Below are 19391 nucleotides of genomic sequence, written 5' to 3' on the forward strand. Positions count from 1 at the left end.
TCGTCGCCGAGGTCGAGCACCTCAACGAGGACGCGCTCACCGACGACCTCGCCGTCCTGCTGTGCTCCCATGCGCGGCCCTCGGCGTCAGGCCGCTAGACGACCTTCCTTCAACGGGCCTTGCCGCGATTGCTGCATCGCTCCGCTCGAATCTGGCTTCGCTCGCAATCGCAGTGGGGCCGGCACTGCGTGGTTGAGTGAGGGCTGAGGGCGCGACCCGTTCCGACCTGGGCCTTTCGAAGGCGGGTCAATGTCATTTCGGTCACGTTAAGTCCGAGTTCCCGAACGGTCTGTGAAGTCGCTCACCTACGGACGCCCGGTGGAACGCGGAAACCCCCGTTCTCCTCGGACGATAGTCCTGGGCTATCGAAATGAGTGCGCCCATGACTTGGAGCTCTGCACCGAGTCGGACATAACGTGCGCCCGTGGCTATAGCGATACCTGCGATCTACCGGTCGACCGTCGGCAAGAAGGCCGTCATGGCCGTGACCGGCGGCATCCTCGTGCTGTTCCTGATCGCGCACATGGTCGGGAACCTGAAGATCTTCTTCGGCGCGGAGGACTTCAACCACTACGCGCACTGGCTGCGCACGATCGGTGAGCCCGCCGTCCCCCGCCGGACGGTGCTGACGCTCCTCGAGGTCGTCCTGCTGGTCGCGGTGGTCCTGCACATGTGGTCGGCGGTGTCGCTGGCCCGCCGCGCGCGCGCCGCGCGTCCCGTCAAGTACGAGTCGAAGAAGAAGAGCCACGCGCAGGGCTACGCCACCCACACGATGCGCTACGGCGGGATCATCATCGCGTTCTACGTCGTCTGGCACCTGCTGGACCTGACGTTCTTCGTGGTGAACCCGCTCGGCGCCGACGACACCCCCTACGACCGGATGATCGCGGACTTCGACCCGTCCCGCTGGTACATCACCGTCTGGTACGTCGTCGCGGTGCTGCTGGTCGGCCTGCACCTGCACCACGGCATCTGGAGCGCGTTCCAGACCCTCGGCCTGCGCACCCCGCGCAGCCACAACCTCCTGCGGGGCCTCGCCATCGCCGTCTCCGCCGTGGTGACGATCGGCTTCATCTCCGTGCCCGTCTCCATCACCTTCGGATGGGTGAGCTGAACATGAGCGACGACCTCTACGACATCGGCGACCCGATCGTCGACGGCAAGGTGCCCGCCGGCCCGATCGAGGACCGCTGGACCACGCGCAAGTTCGAGGCCAAGCAGATCAACCCGGCCAACAAGCGCAAGAAGAAGATCATCATCATCGGCACCGGGCTGGCCGGCGGGTCCGCCGGCGCCACGCTCGGCGAGGCCGGCTACCACGTCCAGCAGTTCTGCTTCCAGGACAGCCCGCGCCGCGCCCACTCGATCGCCGCGCAGGGCGGCATCAACGCCGCCAAGAACTACCGCAACGACGGCGACAGCGTGTACCGGCTCTTCTACGAGACGGTCAAGGGCGGCGACTTCCGGTCCCGCGAGTCGAACGTGTACCGGCTCGCCGACATCTCCCGGAACATCATCGACCAGTGCGTCGCGCAGGGCGTCCCGTTCGCCCGCGAGTACGGCGGCCTGCTCGACAACCGCTCGTTCGGCGGCACCCAGGTGTCCCGGACGTTCTACGCCCGCGGCCAGACGGGGCAGCAGCTCCTCCTCGGCGCCTACCAGGCGCTGATGCGGCAGGTCGAGCTCGGCAACGTCGAGCTGTTCCCGCGCCACGAGATGCTCGACCTGATCATGGAGGACGGGCGCGCCCGCGGCGTCGTCGTCCGGAACCTGATCGACGGCGAGGTCAAGCACTACACCGCGGACGCGGTCGTGCTGGCGTCCGGCGGCTACGGCAACGTGTACTTCCTGTCCACGAACGCGATGGGCTCGAACGTCACCGCGTCCTGGCGGGCGCACCGGCACGGCGCCCTGTTCGCCAACCCGTGCTACACGCAGATCCACCCGACCTGCATCCCGGTCAGCGGCGACCACCAGTCGAAGCTGACCCTGATGTCGGAGTCGCTGCGCAACGACGGCCGCGTCTGGGTGCCGAAGAAGGCCAAGGACGAGCGCCGCCCCGCCGACATCCCCGAGGACGAGCGCGACTACTACCTGGAGCGCATCTACCCCTCGTTCGGCAACCTGGTCCCCCGCGACATCGCGTCCCGCGCCGCGAAGAACGTGTGCGACGAGGGCCGCGGCGTCGGCCCCGGCGGGCTCGGCGTCTACCTCGACTTCGCCGACGCGATCGGGCGGCTCGGCCGCGACAAGGTCGAGGCGAAGTACGGGAACCTGTTCGAGATGTACGAGCGGATCACGGGCGAGAACCCGTACGAGACGCCGATGCGCATCTACCCCGCCGTGCACTACACCATGGGCGGCCTGTGGGTCGACTACGACCTCGAGTCGACGATCCCCGGCCTGTTCGTGATCGGCGAGGCGAACTTCTCCGACCACGGCGCGAACCGCCTCGGCGCGTCCGCCCTCATGCAGGGCCTCGCCGACGGCTACTTCGTGCTGCCGGCCACGATCAACGACTACATCGCCAAGAACGCCCTGCCTCCGGCGTCGGACGCCGCGATCGCCGAGGCGGAGGAGCGCGTCAAGAGCCGCATCGACCGGCTGCTGTCGATCGACGGCGACCGCTCCGTCGACTCCTTCCACCGCGAGCTCGGCCACATCATGTGGGAGTACTGCGGCATGGAGCGCACCGAGGAGGGCCTGCGCAAGGCGCTCGAGCTCATCCCGGCGCTGCGCGAGGAGTTCTGGAAGCGCGTCAAGGTCACCGGCAAGGGCGAGGAGCTCAACCAGCAGCTCGAGAAGGCCGGCCGCGTCGCCGACTTCCTCGAACTGGGCGAGCTGATGGTGATCGACGCACTGCACCGCACCGAGTCCTGCGGCGGCCACTTCCGCGCCGAGAGCCAGGACGAGGAGGGCGAGGCCAAGCGCGACGACGACAACTTCGGCTACGTCGCCGCCTGGGGCTGGCAGGGCGAGGGCGCCAAGCCCGTCCTGCGCAAGGAGACCCTCAACTTCGAATACGTCAAGCCGACGCAGAGGTCGTACAAGTAACCATGAAGCTCACACTGCGCGTCTGGCGCCAGAGCGGCCCCCAGGACAAGGGCAAGATGGTCGAGTACAAGCTCGACGACATCTCCCCCGACGCCTCGTTCCTGGAGATGCTCGACGTCCTCAACGAGAAGCTCATCGCCGACGGCGCCGAGCCCGTCGCGTTCGACCACGACTGCCGCGAGGGCATCTGCGGCATGTGCTCGCTGGTCATCAACGGCACGCCGCACGGTCCCGAGCGGAACACCACGACGTGCCAGCTGCACATGCGCAAGTTCAAGGACGGCGAGGTCATCGACGTCGAGCCGTGGCGCGCCTCGGCGTTCCCGGTCGTCAAGGACCTGGTCGTCGACCGCTCCGCGTTCGACCGGATCATCCAGTCCGGCGGGTACATCACCGCGCCGACCGGGACCGCGCCCGAGGCCCACTCGACGCCCGTCCCGAAGCCGGACGCCGACGCCGCGTTCGAGGCCGCCGAGTGCATCGGCTGCGGCGCGTGCGTCGCGGCCTGCCCGAACGGCTCGGCCGCGCTGTTCCTCGGCGCGAAGATCACCCACCTGGGCCTCATGCCGCAGGGCCAGCCGGAGCGCTGGGACCGGGCCGTCTCCATGCTCGACACCCACGACTCCGAGGGCTTCGGCGGCTGCACCAACACCGGCGAGTGCACCGTCGCCTGCCCGAAGGGCATCGGCCTGGACGTCATCGGGCGCCTCAACGGCGACTACCTGAAGGCGTCCGCGGGCGGCAAGAAGAAGTAGCCGCCCCGCCCCCCAAGGCCTCGCCCGGCCGCGGCAACCGGGCGGGGCCTTGGCTTTTCTCCGCCCCCGCCGGACCTCATGCACTAGCATGACGGGCCCGTGCACGTGCATCGTCACGTGCATATGCAGATGCATCACCGCCGGAAGGGGGCGGACACCGATGACCGCCGTTCACCGATCGATCGTGTGCGTCGACGTCGAGGGCTACGGGCACCGCAGCCGGACGGACTGGGACCGGCTCGCCGTCCGACGCGGCATGTACGCCGCGCTCCAGCGCGCCTTCACCGAATCCGGCGTCCCCTGGAACTCCTGCTACTACGAGGACCGCGGAGACGGCGCGATGATCCTCGTCCCGCCCGGCGTACCGAAGGAGCGGCTCGCCGCGCGCCTCCCGGACGCGCTCGCCACGCCGCTCGTCCGGCACAACTGCACGGCCGTCGCCGGAGCGCGCATCAGGCTTCGGGTCGCGCTCCACGCCGGGGAGATCCGCTACGACCCGCACGGCGTGGTCGGCTCCTCCCTCAACCTGGCGTTCCGGCTGCTGGAGGCCGACCCGGTCAAGTCCGCCCTGCGCTCGTCCCCCGGAGTCCTCGCACTGATCGCGTCCGACTGGTTCTACGACGAGGTGATCCGGCAGACCCCCGTGTGCGCGCCCGCCGCGTACCGGGCCGTCCTCGTCGCGGTGAAGGAGACGCGGACTCGCGGCTGGCTGCGCCTCGCCGGCGCGGACGCCGAACGGCCGACGCACCGTCCCGTCCGGCAGCTCATCGAACGGGCCTGGCCGGGATTCGGCCGCTGACCCGGGCGGGGGCCGGGTCAGTCGTGGACGAGGGTTTCGACGCCTTCGGGGAGGCTGCCGGCGAGGCGCGCCTCGACGAGGAACGTCTCGAGGGTGTCCTGGAACGCCCGCGCGGCGTGGGTCAGCTCGACGTCCTTGCGGTGCGCGAGCGCGATCGTCCGCAGCAGGCCCTCGCCGTGGTGGCCGCGCCGCGCCGCCTCGTCCAGCACCAGCGGGGTGCCCCGCAGGCCCGGCCGTCCGGCCAGCACCATGCTCGGCACCACCGCGATGCCCAGCCCCACCTCGACGAACCGCAGCACCGCGTCCATCTCCCCGCCCTCGACCGCGAACCGCGGCTCGAACCCGGCCGCGCGGCACGCGCCGATCGTCGCCTCCCGCAGGTCGTAGCCGGGGCGGAACATCACGAGCGGACGGTTCCGCAGGTCGTCGATCCGCAGGAACGAGCGGCGCGGCAGCGGCGTCCGTCCCGCCGGTTCCGCCGGGGACGCCACGACGAGGTACTCGCGCAGTATCGGGGTGGTGTCCAGCGGCGGGTCGCCGTGCAGGGGGAGGATGACCAGGGCCATGTCCAGCTCGCCCCGCGTGAGCTGCCGCACCAGGTCGCGGGAGCCGCCCTCCTCGACGATCAGCTGGATGCCCGGGTAGGCGTCGTGGAAGCGGCGCAGCACGTCGGCGAGCAGCCCCGCGCACAGCGACGGCGTCGCGCCCAGCCGCACCCGCCCCCGCCGCAGCCCGGCGAGCTCCTGCACCTCGACCCGTGCGGTCTCGACGTCGGCGAGGATGCGCTTGGCCAGCGGCAGCAGCGCCTCCCCCGCGGGCGTCAGCGCGATGTTGCCGCGGGCGCGGCTGAACAGCGACACGTTCAGCTCGCTCTCCAGCGCGCGGATCTGCTTGCTCAGCGACGGCTGCGCCACGCGCAGGAGCTCCGCGGCCTGCGTGAAGTGCCGGACCTCCGCGACCGCGACGAAATAGGCGAGCTGCTGCAACTGCATCCTGCACAGGGTACGGGGCCGCCGCCCGCGCGCCCGCAGGCGGTTAGCGGATGTGCTCGCGCAGCGCCTGGAGGTCGTGGACGATCAGGCGGCGCCGTCCCGTCTCGATGAGGCCGTGCCCGCGCAGGTGGCGCAGCGCCTTGCTCACCGCCTCGCGGGACGCGCCGACCCAGCCGGCCAGCTCCTCCTGCGACAGGTTCAGGGTGATCCGGACGCTCTCGCCGCCCGGCTGCCCGGACCCGTACGGCACGCCGAACCGCTCGGCGAGCTCCACGAGGCGCTGCGCGACCCGGCCGGTGGCGTCGAACATGCCGAACTCCGCGCGCTTGCGGTCGGCGTCCCGCCACCGCTGGCACAGCATCCGCATGATGATGATCGACACGCGTCCGTTGGCTTCGAGGAAGCGCATGAACGCCGCCGACGGGACGGCGAGCGCCCGGACCGGTTCGAGGGCCTCGACGGTCGCCGACCGCGGCAGCCCGTCGATCGCCGCGACCTCGCCGAGCAGCGCGCCCGGCTCCCGCACCGCCAGCAGCGCCTCCCCGCCGTGCTCGCGGTAGGTGAACGCCTTCACCCGTCCCTTCAGCAGGACCGCCACCCACGCCGACCGGTCGCCTTCGACGAACAGCGCCTCGCCGCGCTCGAAGTCCCGGACGTGCCCGTGGTCTTCCAGCTCGGCGCGTTCGGCCGGGGTGAGTTCGGCCAGGAACGAACCCGGTTCGAGGGCGGTCATGCCACCACGCTAAAGCGAACCCCCCGGGACCGGTCCCGGGGAAAGAATCACGAATCCATCACACGTTGTGTGCACTTCTCCCTATTCGTCCCCCTCGCGGGTGCGCCAGGGTGGTGCGCGGTGTGTCGCGGGGAACGGCGGGCGGCGGTGCGGGGGCACGCCGCCCGCCCCGCGGCCGCCGGCGCACCGCCGGGACGCGGCTCGGGGACGGCCGGCGCCCCGGAGGGGGTGCGGGCGCCGGCCGCTCGCCGGGTCAGGCGGAGGGGGTGTCCTGCCCCTTCTTGACGATCCCGAGCTTGGTGCCGAGCCAGACCACCGGGTCGTACTTGCGCCCGACGACCCGCTCCTTCATCGGGATGAGCGCGTTGTCGGTGATCTTGATGTGCTCGGGGCAGACCTCGGTGCAGCACTTGGTGATGTTGCAGAAGCCGAGGCCGTGGTCCTGCTGGGCGATCTCGCGGCGGTCGGCCTGGTCGGCCGGGTGCATCTCGAGCTCACCGATCCGCATGAGGTAGCGCGGCCCGGCGAAGTCGGGCTTGTTCTCCTCGTGGTCGCGGATGACGTGGCAGACGTTCTGGCACAGGAAGCACTCGATGCACTTGCGGAACTCCTGCGAGCGCTCGACGTCCACCTGCTGCATGCGCAGCTCGCCCGGCTTCGCGTCGCCCGGGTCGAACGACGGGATCTCGCGGGCCTTCTCGTAGTTGAACGACACGTCGGTGACCAGGTCGCGGATGACCGGGAACGTGCGGACGGGCGTGACCGTGATCGTCTCGTCCGGTTCGAAGGTCGACATGCGGGTCATGCACAGCAGCCGGGGCATGCCGTTGATCTCGGCGGAGCACGAGCCGCACTTGCCGGCCTTGCAGTTCCACCGGACGGCCAGGTCCGGGGCCTGCGTGGCCTGCAGGCGGTGGATGATGTCGAGGACGACCTCGCCCTCGTTCACCTCCACCGTGTAGTCGGTGAGCTCGCCGTCGCCCTCGTCGCCGCGCCAGACGCGGAACTTCGCCTCGTAGCTCATCCGTCGCCCTCCTCGCCCTCGGCCTTCCCGTCCGCGTCCGCCGCGGCGGCGTCGGCGGGCAGTTCCTCGCCGGTCAGGTACTTCTTCAGCTCGTCGGTCTCGAACAGGCCGAGCAAGTCGGCGCGCATCGCCGGCATCGGCTGCCGCGTCAGCTCGACGTGCGGGTCAGCCGGGTCGCCCGCCAGGCGGCAGACGAGGTTGACCTTCCGCCATTCCGCCGACATCTGCGGGTAGTCGTCGCGGGTGTGGCCGCCGCGGCTCTCCTGGCGTTCGAGGGCCGCCTTCGCGACGGCCTCGGACACCAGCAGCATGTTGCGCAGGTCGAGCGCGAGGTGCCAGCCGGGGTGGTAGCCGCGGCCGTCGTGCACGGCGACCGGCTCCACGGACACGCGGGCGACCCGCTCGCGGAGCTTCTGCAGGGCCTCGATGGCCTGCCGCAGCTCCTCCTCCTTGCGGATGATGCCGACCAGCTCGTTCATCGTGGTCTGCAGTTCGGCGTGGACCGCGTACGGGTTCTCGCCGCCCTCGCGCTCGAACGGTGCGAGCGCCTCCGCCGTGGCGTCGTCCACGATCTCGTCGGGCACGGCCGGACGGGCGTCGAGCGCGTCGACGTACTCGGACGCGCCGAGCCCGGCGCGGCGCCCGAACACCAGCAGGTCGGACAGCGAGTTGCCGCCGAGCCGGTTCGAGCCGTGCATGCCGCCCGCGACCTCGCCGGCGGCGAACAGCCCGGGGACCTTCGCGGCCGCGGTGTCGGGGTCGACCTCGACGCCGCCCATCACGTAGTGGCAGGTCGGCCCGACCTCCATCGGCTCCTTGGTGATGTCGACGTCCGCCAGCTCCTTGAACTGGTGGTGCATCGACGGGAGCCGCCGGACGATCTCCGCGGCGCCGCCCGGCATCCGGTCGACGACCGTGAGGTACACGCCGCCGTGCGGGGAGCCCCGGCCGGCCTTCACCTCGGAGTTGATCGCGCGGGCGACCTCGTCGCGGGGCAGCAGCTCGGGGGGCCGCCGGTTGTTGTCGGGGTCGTCGTACCAGCGGTCGCCCTCCTCGGGGGAGGTGGCGTACTTGTCCTTGAAGACCTCGGGGATGTAGTTGAACATGAACCGCTCGCCCTCGGAGTTCTTCAGGACGCCGCGGTCGCCGCGCACCGACTCGGTGACGAGGATCCCCTTGACGGACGGGGGCCAGACCATCCCGGTGGGGTGGAACTGGACGAACTCCATGTTCAGCAGCGTCGCGCCGGCCTGCAGGGCGAGCGCGTGGCCGTCCCCGGTGTACTCCCACGAGTTCGACGTGACCTTGAACGCCTTGCCGATCCCGCCGGTGGCGAGGACGACGGCCGGCGCCTCGAACACGACGAACTTGCCCGTCTCGCGCACGTACCCGAACGCGCCGCAGATCCGGTCGCCGTCCTTGAGCAGCCGCGTGACGGTCGTCTCGGCCCACACCTTGAGGCGGGCCTCGTAGTCGCCGTGCTCGGCGCGGTCCTCCTGCTGGAGCGCGACGATCTTCTGCTGGGCCGTGCGGATCAGCTCCAGGCCCGTCCGGTCGCCGACGTGCGCCAGCCGCGGGTACTCGTGCCCGCCGAAGTTCCGCTGGCTGATCTTGCCGTCCTTGGTGCGGTCGAACAGCGCGCCCCACAGTTCGAGCTCCCAGATGCGGTCCGGGGCCTCCTTGGCGTGCAGTTCCGCCATCCGCCAGCTGTTCAGGAACTTCCCGCCGCGCATCGTGTCGCGGAAGTGCACCTGCCAGTTGTCGTTGGCGTTGACGTTGCCCATCGCGGCGGCGGCGCCGCCCTCCGCCATGACGGTGTGCGCCTTGCCGAACAGCGACTTGGAGATGATCGCCGTCTTCTTGCCCTGGAGGCGAGCCTCGATCGCCGCGCGCAGCCCGGCGCCGCCGGCACCGATCACCACGACGTCGTACGAGTGCCTCTCGATCTCAGTCATGATTCCTTGGCCTTCAGTTGATGATGCGCAGGTCGGAGATGGTCTCGCTGGCCACGAGCATCACGTAGACGTCGGCGACGACCAGGGAGCCGAGCGTGATCAGCGCGTACATCCCGTGGCGCTCGTTGATCTTGGAGATCCAGCCCCACATCCGGTAGCGCACCGGGTGCTTCGAGAAGTTCTTCAGCCGCCCGCCGACGATGTGCCGGCACGAGTGGCACGACAGCGTGTACAGCCAGAGCAGGATCACGTTCGCCCAGAGGATGACCGTGCCGAGGCCGATGCCGAACCCGCCGCCCTCGCCGTGGAAGGCGCGGACCGCGTCCCAGGTGTTGATGAGCGAGATGAGCACCGCGGCCATCCAGAAGTAGCGGTGCAGGTTCTGCCCGATCAGCGGGAAGCGCCGCTCACCGGTGTACTTGCCGTGCGGCTCGCGGACGGCGCACGCCTGCGGGGCCGCCCAGAACGACCGGTAGTACGCCTTGCGGTAGTAGTAGCAGGTCAGCCGGAACAGCAGCAGGAACGGCAGGGAGATCACCGCGAACGGGATCCAGCCGCGGGTGCCGGCCGGGAGGAACGTCCCGAACTCCGCCGCGTCGCCGGTGTGCCCGTCCACCGTCACGTTGTTGCAGATCTCGTTGAAGCACGGCGAGAAGAACGGCGACAGGTAATGGAATTCCGGGACGAAGAAGGCCGCGCCCCAGAAGGCCCGGATCGTCGCGTACACCACCCACGCCGTGAAGATCACGAAGGTGGTGATCGGGTAGAGCCGCCAGTTGTCCTTGCGAAGCGTGCGTTCCTTGATCTGGGCGCGGGATTTGGCCGGCGCCTCCAGTGTGCTCATCGATCGCTCTCCTGAGCCTCGGGTCGTGTGATCCCCGTACCACGGTCTGCGCGCGCCATGCGGCCGTCGCGCCTCGGCCGCGGCCCCGCCCGCATGCGGGCGGTGACGCCCCGTGCGCGCTTCCAGCGAAGCGACCCTACGCCACCGGCGCGGACCTGTGACATACATAACAGGCGGACCCGCATGTGACCCTGACCACAGACTTTAGCCGTCCGAACGACTTCCGGACGTCCTGAAGATCTATAAGCAGTCGTTATGGCCAAGGGGAATCGAGACGAGCACAAGAAAGCATGACCGCCCGCCCATCCGCGGGTGGCCGGAACGTTCCGATTTCGTGCTAGAGGAGCCCCGCCCGCAGCACCGTCCGGGCGAAGTGCGCCTCGGCTTCGCTCGTCCGGCCCGTCCCGTACACCCGGAGCGCCTCGGCGAGGTCGGGATAGCGGTCGGCGAGCAGCGCGGCGGCCGCCTCGATCTCGCCCGCCGACGCGACCTCGCGCAGCAGGGCCTGGACGTCCCGCGCGCCGGCCTCCGCCCGCGTGCGCCCGCCGGACGCGCGTCCGTCCGGCGCGGGTTCGGCCTGGGCGGGTTCGGCCTGGGCGGGCGACGCGGAGGCGGACGCGCCCCCGGACGCGCGGGCGCCGGCCGGCACGCGGAGGCCGGAGGTCGTCGGCGCGGACTCGGCGCGGATCTCCGCCAGCCGGTCCTTGACCCGGGCGGCCGGGAGGTCGGCGAAGCCGGGGTCGGCGGCCAGCTCCTCGACCGCCAGGAGCCGGTGCAGCACGGCCGGGTTGCTGATCTTCGCGCGCTGCCCGGACATGAGCTGCGACAGCATCGGCGCGGACAGGCCGAGCACCCCCGCCAGCCCCGACTGCGACAGCCCGAGCCGGTCGAGGAGCCGGCGCACCCGCTCCCCCAGCGGCTCCCCGTACCACTCGACCTGCAGGGCCCGGTTCCGGACGACGGTGTCCTCGGCGGCGCTCAACGCGAAAACTCCCTTGACCGTTCGCAAGTGCAAACACTAGATTCTCGTACGCACATCCAACGTCTGTGCCGACGCCATGGTTCCACGTAAACCTCCGTTTGCACATGCGACGACCAGGAAAGGCGGCTCGTTCCATGCGTCCGTTCCACCGTGCCGCGGCCGCCGCGGCCGCGGTCCTGCTGCCGGCCGGCGGCCCGGCCGGCTGCACGATGCTCGACGACGCGGGCTCGTCCGGGGACTCGGCCTCGGGAGCGTCCGGGGTCGCGGTCGAGGGCGGCGACCCGTCCGTCGACGCCACCGGCGACGCGATCGTCGCCGCCACGCTCGGCGCGCCGCCGCAGGCGCCGTCGGCCGAGGTCGAGATCGCCGTCCTGGGCCTGCGGGTGCGGGGGAAGCTGGCGACCCTGACCGTCCGGATGACCCCGCGCATCCCTCCCGGCGGGCCGGACAAGGCCAGCCCCTACGACCTGAACGGCAACGAGGGCATCGATCCCTCGCTGATCGACCCGGTCAACCTGAAACGCTACGTCGTCGTCAAGGATTCGCGCGGTCGGGAAATGGAGACCGACGACATCACCACCGACCTCGTCAACGGCAAGGCGGGCGCGCTCCGGTACACGTTCGCGGCGCCGCCGGAGAACGTGAAGGCCCTCGACCTGCAGTTCGGCGGCTGGCCGACGTTCCGCGACATCCCCGTGCAGCGATGACCCGCGCGCCCGCCGACCGCGGCCGCCCGGGCCGCGCCCGCACCGCGAGAGCGCCGCGGCCGGAAACGGCCGCGAACAATGCGCCCGTCCGGCACATCATCGTCGGCAACGAACCACTCAGATCATGGACGCCCCTTTCACCCGCGGCGACGAACGGAGGATCCGCATGCGCCGGAGAACAGTGATCGCGGGGGTGCTCGTCGCCGCCCTCGCCGTCCCGTCGGTCGCCGCGGCCGAACCGGACGTGCCGGACTCCGCGGTCAACGCGTCCGTCCGGGGCATCGACGCGGCCTCCGCCGTCCTCGACATCGACCTGTCGCGCGCCGTCGTCGACCTGGAGCGCGAGGAGAGCGCCGACGGACGCGTCACCGTGCAGATCTCGTCCGACGTCCTGTTCGAGTTCGACAAGGCGGCGCTCACCGCCGAGGCACGCGGCCACATCGCCGATATCGCCGCCCGCGTCCGCGGCACCGCCGACACCGTCGAGGTGTCCGGGCACACCGACTCGCACGGCGAGCCCGGCTACAACCGCGAGCTGTCCCGGCAGCGCGCCGACGCCGTCAAGGCCGAACTCGCCCGCCACCTGTCCGGCGCCGGCGTCGAGATCACCGCCGAGGGCCGCGGCGAGACCGACCCCGTGGCGCCCAACGAGAAGAACGGCGAGGACGACCCGGAGGGCCGCGCGTTGAACCGCCGCGTCGAGATCACTTTCAGCGAGTCGTGACCCCGATGACGGCGAACGCGGCAGAGAACACCCGTCCGCCCGGATCGGCAAGGAGGAACCCGATGCGCCGCCCGACCCGAACGAGAACCGCGCGGCCGGCGGCCGTGCTCGCCGCCGCGCTGCTCGCCGCCTGCGCGGCCCCGGCGTGCTCGGTGCTGGACGGCCCCGGCGCGTCCGGCGCGTCCGAGCGCGGGACGTCCCGCGGCGCCGTCGGCGGCCGGGCCCCGTCCGCCGGGCGCGGCGAGCCCGTCGCGAAGCAGACCTTCACCAGCCCGCTCGCCAAGGGCGCCGCCGTCGACGTCGAGATCATGGGCCTGTCGACGGCCGGGAAGCTGGCCGTCCTCGACGTCCGGTTCACCCCCAAGCTCCCGGCCGGGGCGGACTCGACCTCGGCGTCCCTGTCGCAGCTCCACGGGGTCGAACCGCCCGTCACGCTGCTCGACGGGACGAACCTCAAGCGGTACGTGGTCGTCCGGGACTCGTCCGACTCGGCGCTGCAGAGCGACCTCAACTACACCAGCAGCGAGAACGGGCAGCCCGCCGCACTCCAGTTCACGTTCGCCGCGCCGCCGGAGAACGTGCGGAAGATCGACGTCCAGGTCGGCTCGTGGCCCGCGTTCCGCGGCGTGCCGATCGACCGGTGACGTCCCGCCCCTGAACCCCCGGAGGAGCCATGCGCGTGCACGGAGCCCTCGCCGCCGTCCTCGTCCTGCCCCTGGCCCTGCTCGCCGCGTGCGACGGCGGGGACGGCGGCGATCCCGCCGCGACGGCGGGCACCGGGCGGACGCCGGCGTACACCGGGCCGCTGGTGAAGGAGGCGTGGTCGGCGCTCGGCGGCGGCCGGTCGCGCATCGAGGTCAAGGAGGTCGGCCGCCTGCCGGACCGCTCCCTGCTGCGGTTCTACCTGACCAACCCCGGCAAGGAGGCGACCTTCTACTCCTTCGGGACGTCGGTGGCGGGCTCGGCGTTCGGCAACCTGCACTTCACCCTGGTCGACCCCGTCGGGCACAAGGCGTACACCCCGCTCTACGACGGCGGCGACCTGACGGTCGGCAGCGAGACGCGCTGGACGTCCGTCCACCCGGGCGTGCGCTACGAGGCGGTGCTGGCGTTCCCGCCGCTGCCCGAATCGGTCCGCCGGATCACGGTGATCAGCCCGACGACGGCCGGGGAGTTCACCGGCGTGCCGGTCGTGGCGGGCGGACCGGACGGCCCCGCCGCCCCCGGCGTCCCCGGCGGGCTCGAAACCCCTCGGCCAGGGTCCACCGTGTCGTTCCCGATGCGGAACCCCACCGGGGAGACCTCCGGCGGGACCCACGACCTGTACTCCCTCACCGAGGGCGAAGCGAAGTCGACGACCAGCAGCTCGACGGAGGAGACGATCGGGCTGCGCACCGACGTGGTGTTCGCGTTCGACAAGGCCGCGCTGTCCGCACGGGCGAAGGCCGTCCTGGACGAGGTGGCGCGCGAGACCCGGGCCAAGGCCGACCCGGCGAAACCACCGATCCGCATCACCGGGCATACCGACAGCAAGGGCGCGGACGACTACAACCTCGACCTGTCGCGGCGCCGCGCGGACGCCGTCCTGGAGGCGCTGCGGGCCCGGCTCGGCCCCGGCTACCGGTACGAGGCGGCCGGGAAGGGCGAGGCCGAGCCGATCGCGCAGGAGGGCGGCGCGGACGACGCCGAGGCGCGCGCCCGGAACCGCCGCGTCGAGGTCTCCTACAAGATCAAGCAGCAGACGGCCGCGACCGCCGCCGCGACGTCCCGCGCGCCCCGGGACGAGCGCGCGACGGGCGCCGGAGCGCCCGCGCCGTTCCGTCCCGACGACGGCCGGACGGTCGCGAGCCGCACCGCGTCGTTCGGCGCCGGCGACCGGCGGCGGATCGACGTGAAGCCCTTCTACCGGGACGGCGCCTACCTCGTCGCCGTGTTCGACATCGCCAACCTCGGCCCCGACACCGGGCCCGCCTCCACGTCCGACTACCAGGGCGACCACGGCTCCTACGGCAGGTTCGGCGCGTTCTCCGTCCTCGACCCCGCGTCCGGGACCGCCTACCGCGGCGTCCGGATGGGCCCGCAGGACCCGGTGCGGGTCAACCTCGCGTTCGTCGACCCCGGCTGGGCCGTCTTCCGCACGGAACCGGGCACGAGCAACCGCGGGTTCGTCTACGTGCCCGCGCCGCCGCCGGACGTCCGGTCCGTCACGTTCGACGCGGGCCCGTTCGGCCGGATCCCGAACATCCCGATCCGGTGACTCAGGCGCCGCGCGGTCCCGGGGGCGGGCCGAGGTGGTCGAAGATCTGCAGCGGCTCGCCGTCCAGCGTGCACGCCGGCAGCCGCAGCACCAGCCCGCACATGCCGAGGGCGCGGCGCGCCGCGGCCGCGTCCGGCGGGCGCCGCTCCGGGTCGGGGTCGCACAGGCACGCGACCACCGACCACAGCCCCGGCGGCGTCCCGGCGGGCGGCGCGCCCACCCGCTGCCGCGGCTCCGGGTCGCCCGCACCCGTCAGCATCCGCCACCCGACCATCCCGGCCGCGTAGAGGTCCTGGCGCGGCCCCGGCCGGTTCCAGTCCAGCACCTCGGGCGCCAGGTAGCCCGGGGTGCCGACGGTGAACCCGGTCGTGGTGACCCGCGGCCCGTCGTCCTCGAGCGCGATCCCGAAGTCGGCGAGCCGGACGAGCGGCGCGCCCACCGCGCTCGGCTCCAGCAGCAGGTTCGCCGGTTTCACGTCGCGGTGCACGACCCCGGCCGCGTGGATGTGGCTCAGCGCGGCCAGCAGCTGGTCCAGCACCTCGGCGGCGTACTCCGGCGGCAGCCGCCCGTAGTCGCCGAGGAGCGTCTGCAGCGAACCGCCGCGCACCAGCTCCATCGCGAGCAGCACGTCGTCGTCGGCCGCGCAGGACGCGTACGGCGTCACCACGTGCGGGTGCGCGAGCCGCAGCGCCTGCTCCCGGACGGCCCGCAGCACCGTCGTCGGTCCGCGCCGCCGGACGAGCTTCGCCGCGCAGTACCGTCCCTCGGCGTGGTCGAACGCCCGCCACACGCGGCTCGTCCCGCCCGTCCCGATCCGGTCCAGCATCGTGAACCGGCCGCCGATCACCCACCCCGTGCTCACGCAGCGATCGTACGGTTCCCCACCACGGGCCTCGATTCGGACGAACGTGTCAACAGATCACGACTTCTGCGCATCTAATAAAGGGAGTCGGGCGATCAGCCGCGATCCCACCCAGTTCGTAGACTGACGAGCCGCACCGACCACGCCCCGACAGGGCTTGCCGAGACGGGACCGATGAGCACCGAACCCCCGAGGGGCCCCGAACCGCGCCGCGAGGACTCCGCGGAGGTCCCCGAAGACGAAGCCCCCGCCGTCCACGATCGTCCCGACACCCCCGCTGCGGACGACGAGACCCCCGGCACCGGCCAGGACACCACGGACACCCCCAAGGCCGACACGGACGACTCCCAGGGCGACACGGACGCGCGCGAAGGCGACACGGACGCGGGTGAAGGCGCGGACGCGCGCAAGGACGCGGGTGCGGGCGAGGGCGGGGCGGATGGCGCGGACGGGCCCGCCGACACCTCGGACGAGCGTGAGCGCGACGCCGATGAGCGCGAGAGCACGGTCGAACGTGAGGGCACGGACGCGCGCGGGGCCGACTCGGACGAACGCGGCGAGACGGACGAGTCCGAGTCAGGGCGCGACGCGGACGAGCGCGAAGACGACGCCGACGAGCGCGGCGAGATGGAGGCGCGCGAGGGCGCGGTCACGGGCGGCGACGGTACGGACGGCGACGAGGCGCAGGACCGTGCCAACGAGGGCGGCGAGAAGGACGCCGAGAGCCGCTCGGACTCCGGGGACGGTCCGGACGACGACGGCGCTCGGCACGTGGTGTCGTTCCCGGACCGGCACGACACGCGGCGGGCCCGGCGGCGCAAGATCCTGCGCCGGACCGCCATCGGCCTCGTGGCCGTGCTCGTGGCCGGGACCGGGGGCGCGTACTGGCTGTACCGCGACCTGATGGGCGGCATCGAGCAGAAGAACGTCGGGTCGCAGCTGGGGACGGACCGGCCGCAGAAGCTCAACGAATCGCTCAACATCCTGCTGCTCGGCTCGGACACCCGCGAGGGCGACAACGCCGAGTACGCGGTGCCGGGGATGGCGGGCGCGCGCTCGGACACGACGATCCTGCTGCACCTGTCGCCGAACCGGGACCAGGCCGTCGCGGTGAGCTTCCCGCGCGACTCGATGGTGAAGATCCCCGAGTGCGAGAAGGAGGACGGCGGCGAGGTGTCCGCGCGGTTCGGGATGCTGAACAGCGCGTTCGCCTACGCGGGACCGACGTGCACGTGGAAGACGCTCGAGTCGCTCACGGGCGTCCACATCGACCACTTCGTCCAGATCGACTTCTCCGGGTTCAAGCGGATGGTGGACGCGCTGGGCGGCGTGGAGATCTGCGTCGAGAAGCCCGTCAACGATCCGCGCGCGGAGCTGTACCTGGACGCGGGGAAGCAGACCGTCAAGGGCGATAAGGCGCTCGGGTACGTCCGCGCCCGGTACTCGCTGGGCAACGGCTCGGACCTCGGGCGGATCGAGCGCCAGCAGAAGTTCATGGCGGCCGTCGTGGACAAGGCGCTCAGCTCCGACGTCTTGACGGACCCGGCCAAGACCTACGACTTCCTCAAGGCGGCCACCGACTCCATCACCACCGACGACGAGTTCGGCCTGTCGGACATGCGCAAGCTCGCGGAGGGCCTGCGCGGCATGAGCGCCGGGCAGGTCCGGTTCGTCACGGTCCCGGTCAAGGGCTACAAGCCCGACCCGAACCGGGTGCAGTGGAACGACGAACTGGCCGACCCGATGTTCGAGGCGATCCGGCACGACGACAAGCTCCCCGCAGCGCCCGCCGCGCCGGCGGACGCGAAGCCCGCGCCGAAGCCCAAGGACGTCGAGGTCACCGTCGTGTCCGCGGGCGCGAGGGACAAGGCCGTCGACAACATCGTGAAGCAACTGGAGCGGCGCGGGTTCAAGGTGGCCGACGACATCCAGGACGCGCCGGACGCGCCGGACAGCCGCATCGTGTTCGCGCCGACGGCCGAGGCGCAGGCGTCCGTCCTCGCGCGGGACGCCCCCGACGCGCTGCTCACCCCGGACGGCGGCGCGCCGAAGGACGGCGTGCGGCTCGTGATCGGGAAGAAGGGGCTGAAGCTGGCGCCGCCCCCCATCCAGAACATCGGGGAGAAGGCGGAGTCCGGGAAGAAGCTCTGCGAGTAGGCGCTAAGCGAGGACCGCGGCGCCGAGCGCGCCGGCCAGCATGTACGGGCCGTAGGCGAACTCGCGCCGCAGGCTGCGGCGGATGACCATGACGGCGACGTTCAGCACGCCGCTGAGCAGGTACGTCAGCAGGACCGCCGCGAGCCAGGTCTCCAGCCCGAACCAGCCGAGGCACAGGCCGAGGACGCCCGCGAGCTTGACGTCGCCGAGGCCCAGCCAGGACGGCTTCACGAACGCCGGCACCGCGTACAGCAGGAACAGACCCGCCATCCCCGCGAGCGCCTGCGCGAAGTGGCGCGTCCCGTCCGCGGTGAACGGCGCCGCGGCGGCGAGGAGCGTCGGCACGATCGCGTACGACGGGAGCGTGAAGCCGTCCGGCAGCCGCTTGACGTGCACGTCGACGAACGCCAGCAGCGTCCCGACCAGCGCGACGTAGAGGAGTGCGGGCAGGACGGGTTCGAACCCGACGGCGAACCCCAGCACGCCGAACACGAGGGCCGTGACCGCGCCGACGGCCGTCCGGTCCCCGTCGGGGACGTCGCCGACGTACGGTTCCGCCAGCGGCGCGAGGAGCCGGCCGGCGACGAACCCCAGCGGCACCAACGCCAACGCGATCATCGACCCTCGCCCCGATCCGCCGAGTGAAGCCTTCCGGAACGATAGCCAACCGGGTCGGACGGGCGAGCCGAGTTCGCGCACGGCGCCGTCGGCGCGGGCGCCGTCCGACGTTCCGAAACGACGGCCGAACGGCACCGGCCTCACCACTCGGTGACAGTACTGACCCGTTGACGCACGAACGTGTCGTCTCGGCGGGCACCCAGTCCGCGTGGCCCCCGCACTGACCGGGCGCGGACGGCCCGCGGCTTCATCGAACGGTGCGGGTCGGTCACGGCGCTGGGAGGCGTGCAGGCTTTAGAGTCTCCCCTGTAGGCGGCTCAACACTGGAGACGACGGCGATGACGCACCCCTCGGACCCCGGCCAGCCAGCGCGCCCGCCCGCGGGCGGGCAGCCCCCGGGCGGCCCGTACGGTCCGCCGCCCCCGCCGCATCCCCAGCAGCAGCCGCCCCAGCAGCAGCCACCGCATCGCGGCACCGGCCCGATCCCGGTCCCCAACCCGCGCCCTCCGGCCGCTCCGCCGCCCGGCCAGGGCCAGCCCAACCCGAACCAGACGGGCCCGGGCCCGTACACGACCGGCCCGCACCCGCAGGTGCCGCCACCGGGCTGGACACCGCCACAGCGGCGCAAGGGGCTGATGGGCGCGCTGTTCGACACCAACTTCGACCACATGGTCACCGCCGAGATGATCAAAATCATCTACCGGCTCGCGGTCGTGCTGATCACGCTTTTCGCTCTGATCATCGCCTGGACAGGCGTCGGTTTCCTCGAGTGGAACCAGATGCTCGGCGTCCTCACGCTGCTCGCGACCCCGATCATCTGGTTGTTCCAGCTGGTGACGACCCGCATGGCTCTCGAGTTCCTCATCAACCAGTTCAAGATCAGCGAATACCTGCGGGTCATCAAGGACAAGAGCTAGCCGGGGCTGTC

General features: G+C 71.7%; 18 protein-coding genes. 10 read left to right on the forward strand and 8 right to left on the reverse strand.

What is annotated here, in order from left to right:
* Positions 1–424: 424 nt before the first annotated feature.
* The 4 genes from DMH08_RS18170 (at position 425) to DMH08_RS18185 (ending at position 4608) form a co-directional block, all read left to right on the forward strand.
* Positions 425–1114 (forward strand): succinate dehydrogenase cytochrome b subunit, encoded by a 690-nt coding sequence (locus tag DMH08_RS18170; protein WP_026405329.1) that lies wholly within the window; start codon positions 425–427, stop codon positions 1112–1114.
* A 2-nt stretch (positions 1115–1116) separates the two neighbouring features.
* Positions 1117–3054 carry a fumarate reductase/succinate dehydrogenase flavoprotein subunit gene (locus tag DMH08_RS18175; protein ID WP_026405328.1) on the forward strand — a complete coding sequence of 646 codons (1938 nt, stop codon included), beginning with the start codon at positions 1117–1119 and terminating at the stop codon, positions 3052–3054.
* 2 nt (positions 3055–3056) lie between these two features.
* Positions 3057–3809, forward strand: a complete 753-nt coding sequence (locus DMH08_RS18180) for a succinate dehydrogenase/fumarate reductase iron-sulfur subunit (protein WP_026405327.1) — start codon at positions 3057–3059, stop codon at positions 3807–3809.
* A gap of 160 nt (positions 3810–3969) precedes the next feature.
* Positions 3970–4608, forward strand: a complete 639-nt coding sequence (locus DMH08_RS18185) for a hypothetical protein (protein ID WP_125616174.1) — start codon at positions 3970–3972, stop codon at positions 4606–4608.
* Positions 4609–4625: 17 nt separating this feature from the next.
* Here the strand turns inward: DMH08_RS18185 and DMH08_RS18190 are convergent, their stop codons facing one another.
* The 6 genes from DMH08_RS18190 to DMH08_RS18215 form a co-directional block, all read right to left on the reverse strand.
* Positions 4626–5600, reverse strand: coding sequence for a LysR family transcriptional regulator (locus DMH08_RS18190; RefSeq protein WP_026405326.1), 975 nt, complete (start codon positions 5598–5600; stop codon positions 4626–4628).
* Between the two features lie 43 nt (positions 5601–5643).
* Positions 5644–6333 carry a Crp/Fnr family transcriptional regulator gene (locus DMH08_RS18195; RefSeq protein ID WP_026405325.1) on the reverse strand — a complete coding sequence of 230 codons (690 nt, stop codon included), beginning with the start codon at positions 6331–6333 and terminating at the stop codon, positions 5644–5646.
* Between the two features lie 253 nt (positions 6334–6586).
* Complete coding sequence (locus DMH08_RS18200) at positions 6587–7357, reverse strand: succinate dehydrogenase/fumarate reductase iron-sulfur subunit (RefSeq protein WP_026405324.1); 771 nt, start codon at positions 7355–7357, stop codon at positions 6587–6589.
* Positions 7354–9312 (reverse strand): fumarate reductase/succinate dehydrogenase flavoprotein subunit, encoded by a 1959-nt coding sequence (locus DMH08_RS18205; protein WP_026405323.1) that lies wholly within the window; start codon positions 9310–9312, stop codon positions 7354–7356. Before DMH08_RS18205 ends, DMH08_RS18200 begins: the two co-directional genes overlap by 4 nt.
* 13 nt (positions 9313–9325) lie before the next feature.
* Complete coding sequence (locus tag DMH08_RS18210; RefSeq protein ID WP_026405322.1) at positions 9326–10156, reverse strand: hypothetical protein; 831 nt, start codon at positions 10154–10156, stop codon at positions 9326–9328.
* Between the two features lie 337 nt (positions 10157–10493).
* A complete protein-coding gene (locus tag DMH08_RS18215; protein ID WP_125616177.1) occupies positions 10494–11138 on the reverse strand; it encodes a helix-turn-helix domain-containing protein in 645 nt (214 codons plus the stop codon).
* 134 nt (positions 11139–11272) lie between these two features.
* On the opposite strand from DMH08_RS18215, the gene DMH08_RS18220 reads away from it, so the two are divergent.
* The 4 genes from DMH08_RS18220 (at position 11273) to DMH08_RS18235 (ending at position 14826) form a co-directional block, all read left to right on the forward strand.
* Positions 11273–11845 (forward strand): hypothetical protein, encoded by a 573-nt coding sequence (locus DMH08_RS18220; protein WP_125616180.1) that lies wholly within the window; start codon positions 11273–11275, stop codon positions 11843–11845.
* Positions 11846–12011: 166 nt separating this feature from the next.
* Positions 12012–12569: an OmpA family protein gene (locus DMH08_RS18225; RefSeq protein ID WP_125616183.1), complete on the forward strand. Its 558-nt coding sequence runs from the start codon at positions 12012–12014 to the stop codon at positions 12567–12569.
* A 62-nt stretch (positions 12570–12631) separates the two neighbouring features.
* Positions 12632–13213 (forward strand): hypothetical protein, encoded by a 582-nt coding sequence (locus tag DMH08_RS18230; protein ID WP_051301445.1) that lies wholly within the window; start codon positions 12632–12634, stop codon positions 13211–13213.
* A gap of 29 nt (positions 13214–13242) precedes the next feature.
* Entirely contained in the window at positions 13243–14826 is a 1584-nt protein-coding gene (locus DMH08_RS18235) for an OmpA family protein (protein ID WP_051301444.1), read from the forward strand.
* Position 14827: 1 nt separating this feature from the next.
* Here the strand turns inward: DMH08_RS18235 and DMH08_RS18240 are convergent, their stop codons facing one another.
* Entirely contained in the window at positions 14828–15688 is an 861-nt protein-coding gene (locus DMH08_RS18240; protein WP_051301443.1) for a serine/threonine-protein kinase, read from the reverse strand.
* Positions 15689–15862: 174 nt separating this feature from the next.
* On the opposite strand from DMH08_RS18240, the gene DMH08_RS18245 reads away from it, so the two are divergent.
* Complete coding sequence (locus tag DMH08_RS18245; RefSeq protein ID WP_125616186.1) at positions 15863–17845, forward strand: LCP family protein; 1983 nt, start codon at positions 15863–15865, stop codon at positions 17843–17845.
* Between the two features lie 3 nt (positions 17846–17848).
* Here the strand turns inward: DMH08_RS18245 and DMH08_RS18250 are convergent, their stop codons facing one another.
* Complete coding sequence (locus DMH08_RS18250; protein WP_125616189.1) at positions 17849–18463, reverse strand: prepilin peptidase; 615 nt, start codon at positions 18461–18463, stop codon at positions 17849–17851.
* A gap of 338 nt (positions 18464–18801) precedes the next feature.
* On the opposite strand from DMH08_RS18250, the gene DMH08_RS41675 reads away from it, so the two are divergent.
* Positions 18802–19380: a DUF4282 domain-containing protein gene (locus tag DMH08_RS41675; RefSeq protein ID WP_233617664.1), complete on the forward strand. Its 579-nt coding sequence runs from the start codon at positions 18802–18804 to the stop codon at positions 19378–19380.
* Positions 19381–19391 lie beyond the last annotated feature (11 nt).

The organism is Actinomadura sp. WAC 06369 (genome assembly GCF_003947565.1).
Taxonomy (GTDB): domain Bacteria; phylum Actinomycetota; class Actinomycetes; order Streptosporangiales; family Streptosporangiaceae; genus Spirillospora; species Spirillospora rifamycini.

What these genes read in the sequence shown, in the direction of transcription:
- DMH08_RS18190 (WP_026405326.1), bottom strand. Translation starts at nt 5,600, where the DNA reads ATGCAGTTGCAGCAGCTCGCCTATTTCGTCGCGGTCGCGGAGGTCCGG.
- DMH08_RS18250 (WP_125616189.1), bottom strand. Translation starts at nt 18,463, where the DNA reads ATGATCGCGTTGGCGTTGGTGCCGCTGGGGTTCGTCGCCGGCCGGCTC.
- DMH08_RS18230 (WP_051301445.1), top strand. Translation starts at nt 12,632, where the DNA reads ATGCGCCGCCCGACCCGAACGAGAACCGCGCGGCCGGCGGCCGTGCTC.
- DMH08_RS18245 (WP_125616186.1), top strand. Translation starts at nt 15,863, where the DNA reads ATGAGCACCGAACCCCCGAGGGGCCCCGAACCGCGCCGCGAGGACTCC.
- DMH08_RS18185 (WP_125616174.1), top strand. Translation starts at nt 3,970, where the DNA reads ATGACCGCCGTTCACCGATCGATCGTGTGCGTCGACGTCGAGGGCTAC.
- DMH08_RS18175 (WP_026405328.1), top strand. Translation starts at nt 1,117, where the DNA reads ATGAGCGACGACCTCTACGACATCGGCGACCCGATCGTCGACGGCAAG.
- DMH08_RS18200 (WP_026405324.1), bottom strand. Translation starts at nt 7,357, where the DNA reads ATGAGCTACGAGGCGAAGTTCCGCGTCTGGCGCGGCGACGAGGGCGAC.
- DMH08_RS18235 (WP_051301444.1), top strand. Translation starts at nt 13,243, where the DNA reads ATGCGCGTGCACGGAGCCCTCGCCGCCGTCCTCGTCCTGCCCCTGGCC.
- DMH08_RS18220 (WP_125616180.1), top strand. Translation starts at nt 11,273, where the DNA reads ATGCGTCCGTTCCACCGTGCCGCGGCCGCCGCGGCCGCGGTCCTGCTG.
- DMH08_RS18225 (WP_125616183.1), top strand. Translation starts at nt 12,012, where the DNA reads ATGCGCCGGAGAACAGTGATCGCGGGGGTGCTCGTCGCCGCCCTCGCC.
- DMH08_RS18180 (WP_026405327.1), top strand. Translation starts at nt 3,057, where the DNA reads ATGAAGCTCACACTGCGCGTCTGGCGCCAGAGCGGCCCCCAGGACAAG.
- DMH08_RS18210 (WP_026405322.1), bottom strand. Translation starts at nt 10,156, where the DNA reads ATGAGCACACTGGAGGCGCCGGCCAAATCCCGCGCCCAGATCAAGGAA.
- DMH08_RS41675 (WP_233617664.1), top strand. Translation starts at nt 18,802, where the DNA reads ATGACGCACCCCTCGGACCCCGGCCAGCCAGCGCGCCCGCCCGCGGGC.
- DMH08_RS18195 (WP_026405325.1), bottom strand. Translation starts at nt 6,333, where the DNA reads ATGACCGCCCTCGAACCGGGTTCGTTCCTGGCCGAACTCACCCCGGCC.
- DMH08_RS18205 (WP_026405323.1), bottom strand. Translation starts at nt 9,312, where the DNA reads ATGACTGAGATCGAGAGGCACTCGTACGACGTCGTGGTGATCGGTGCC.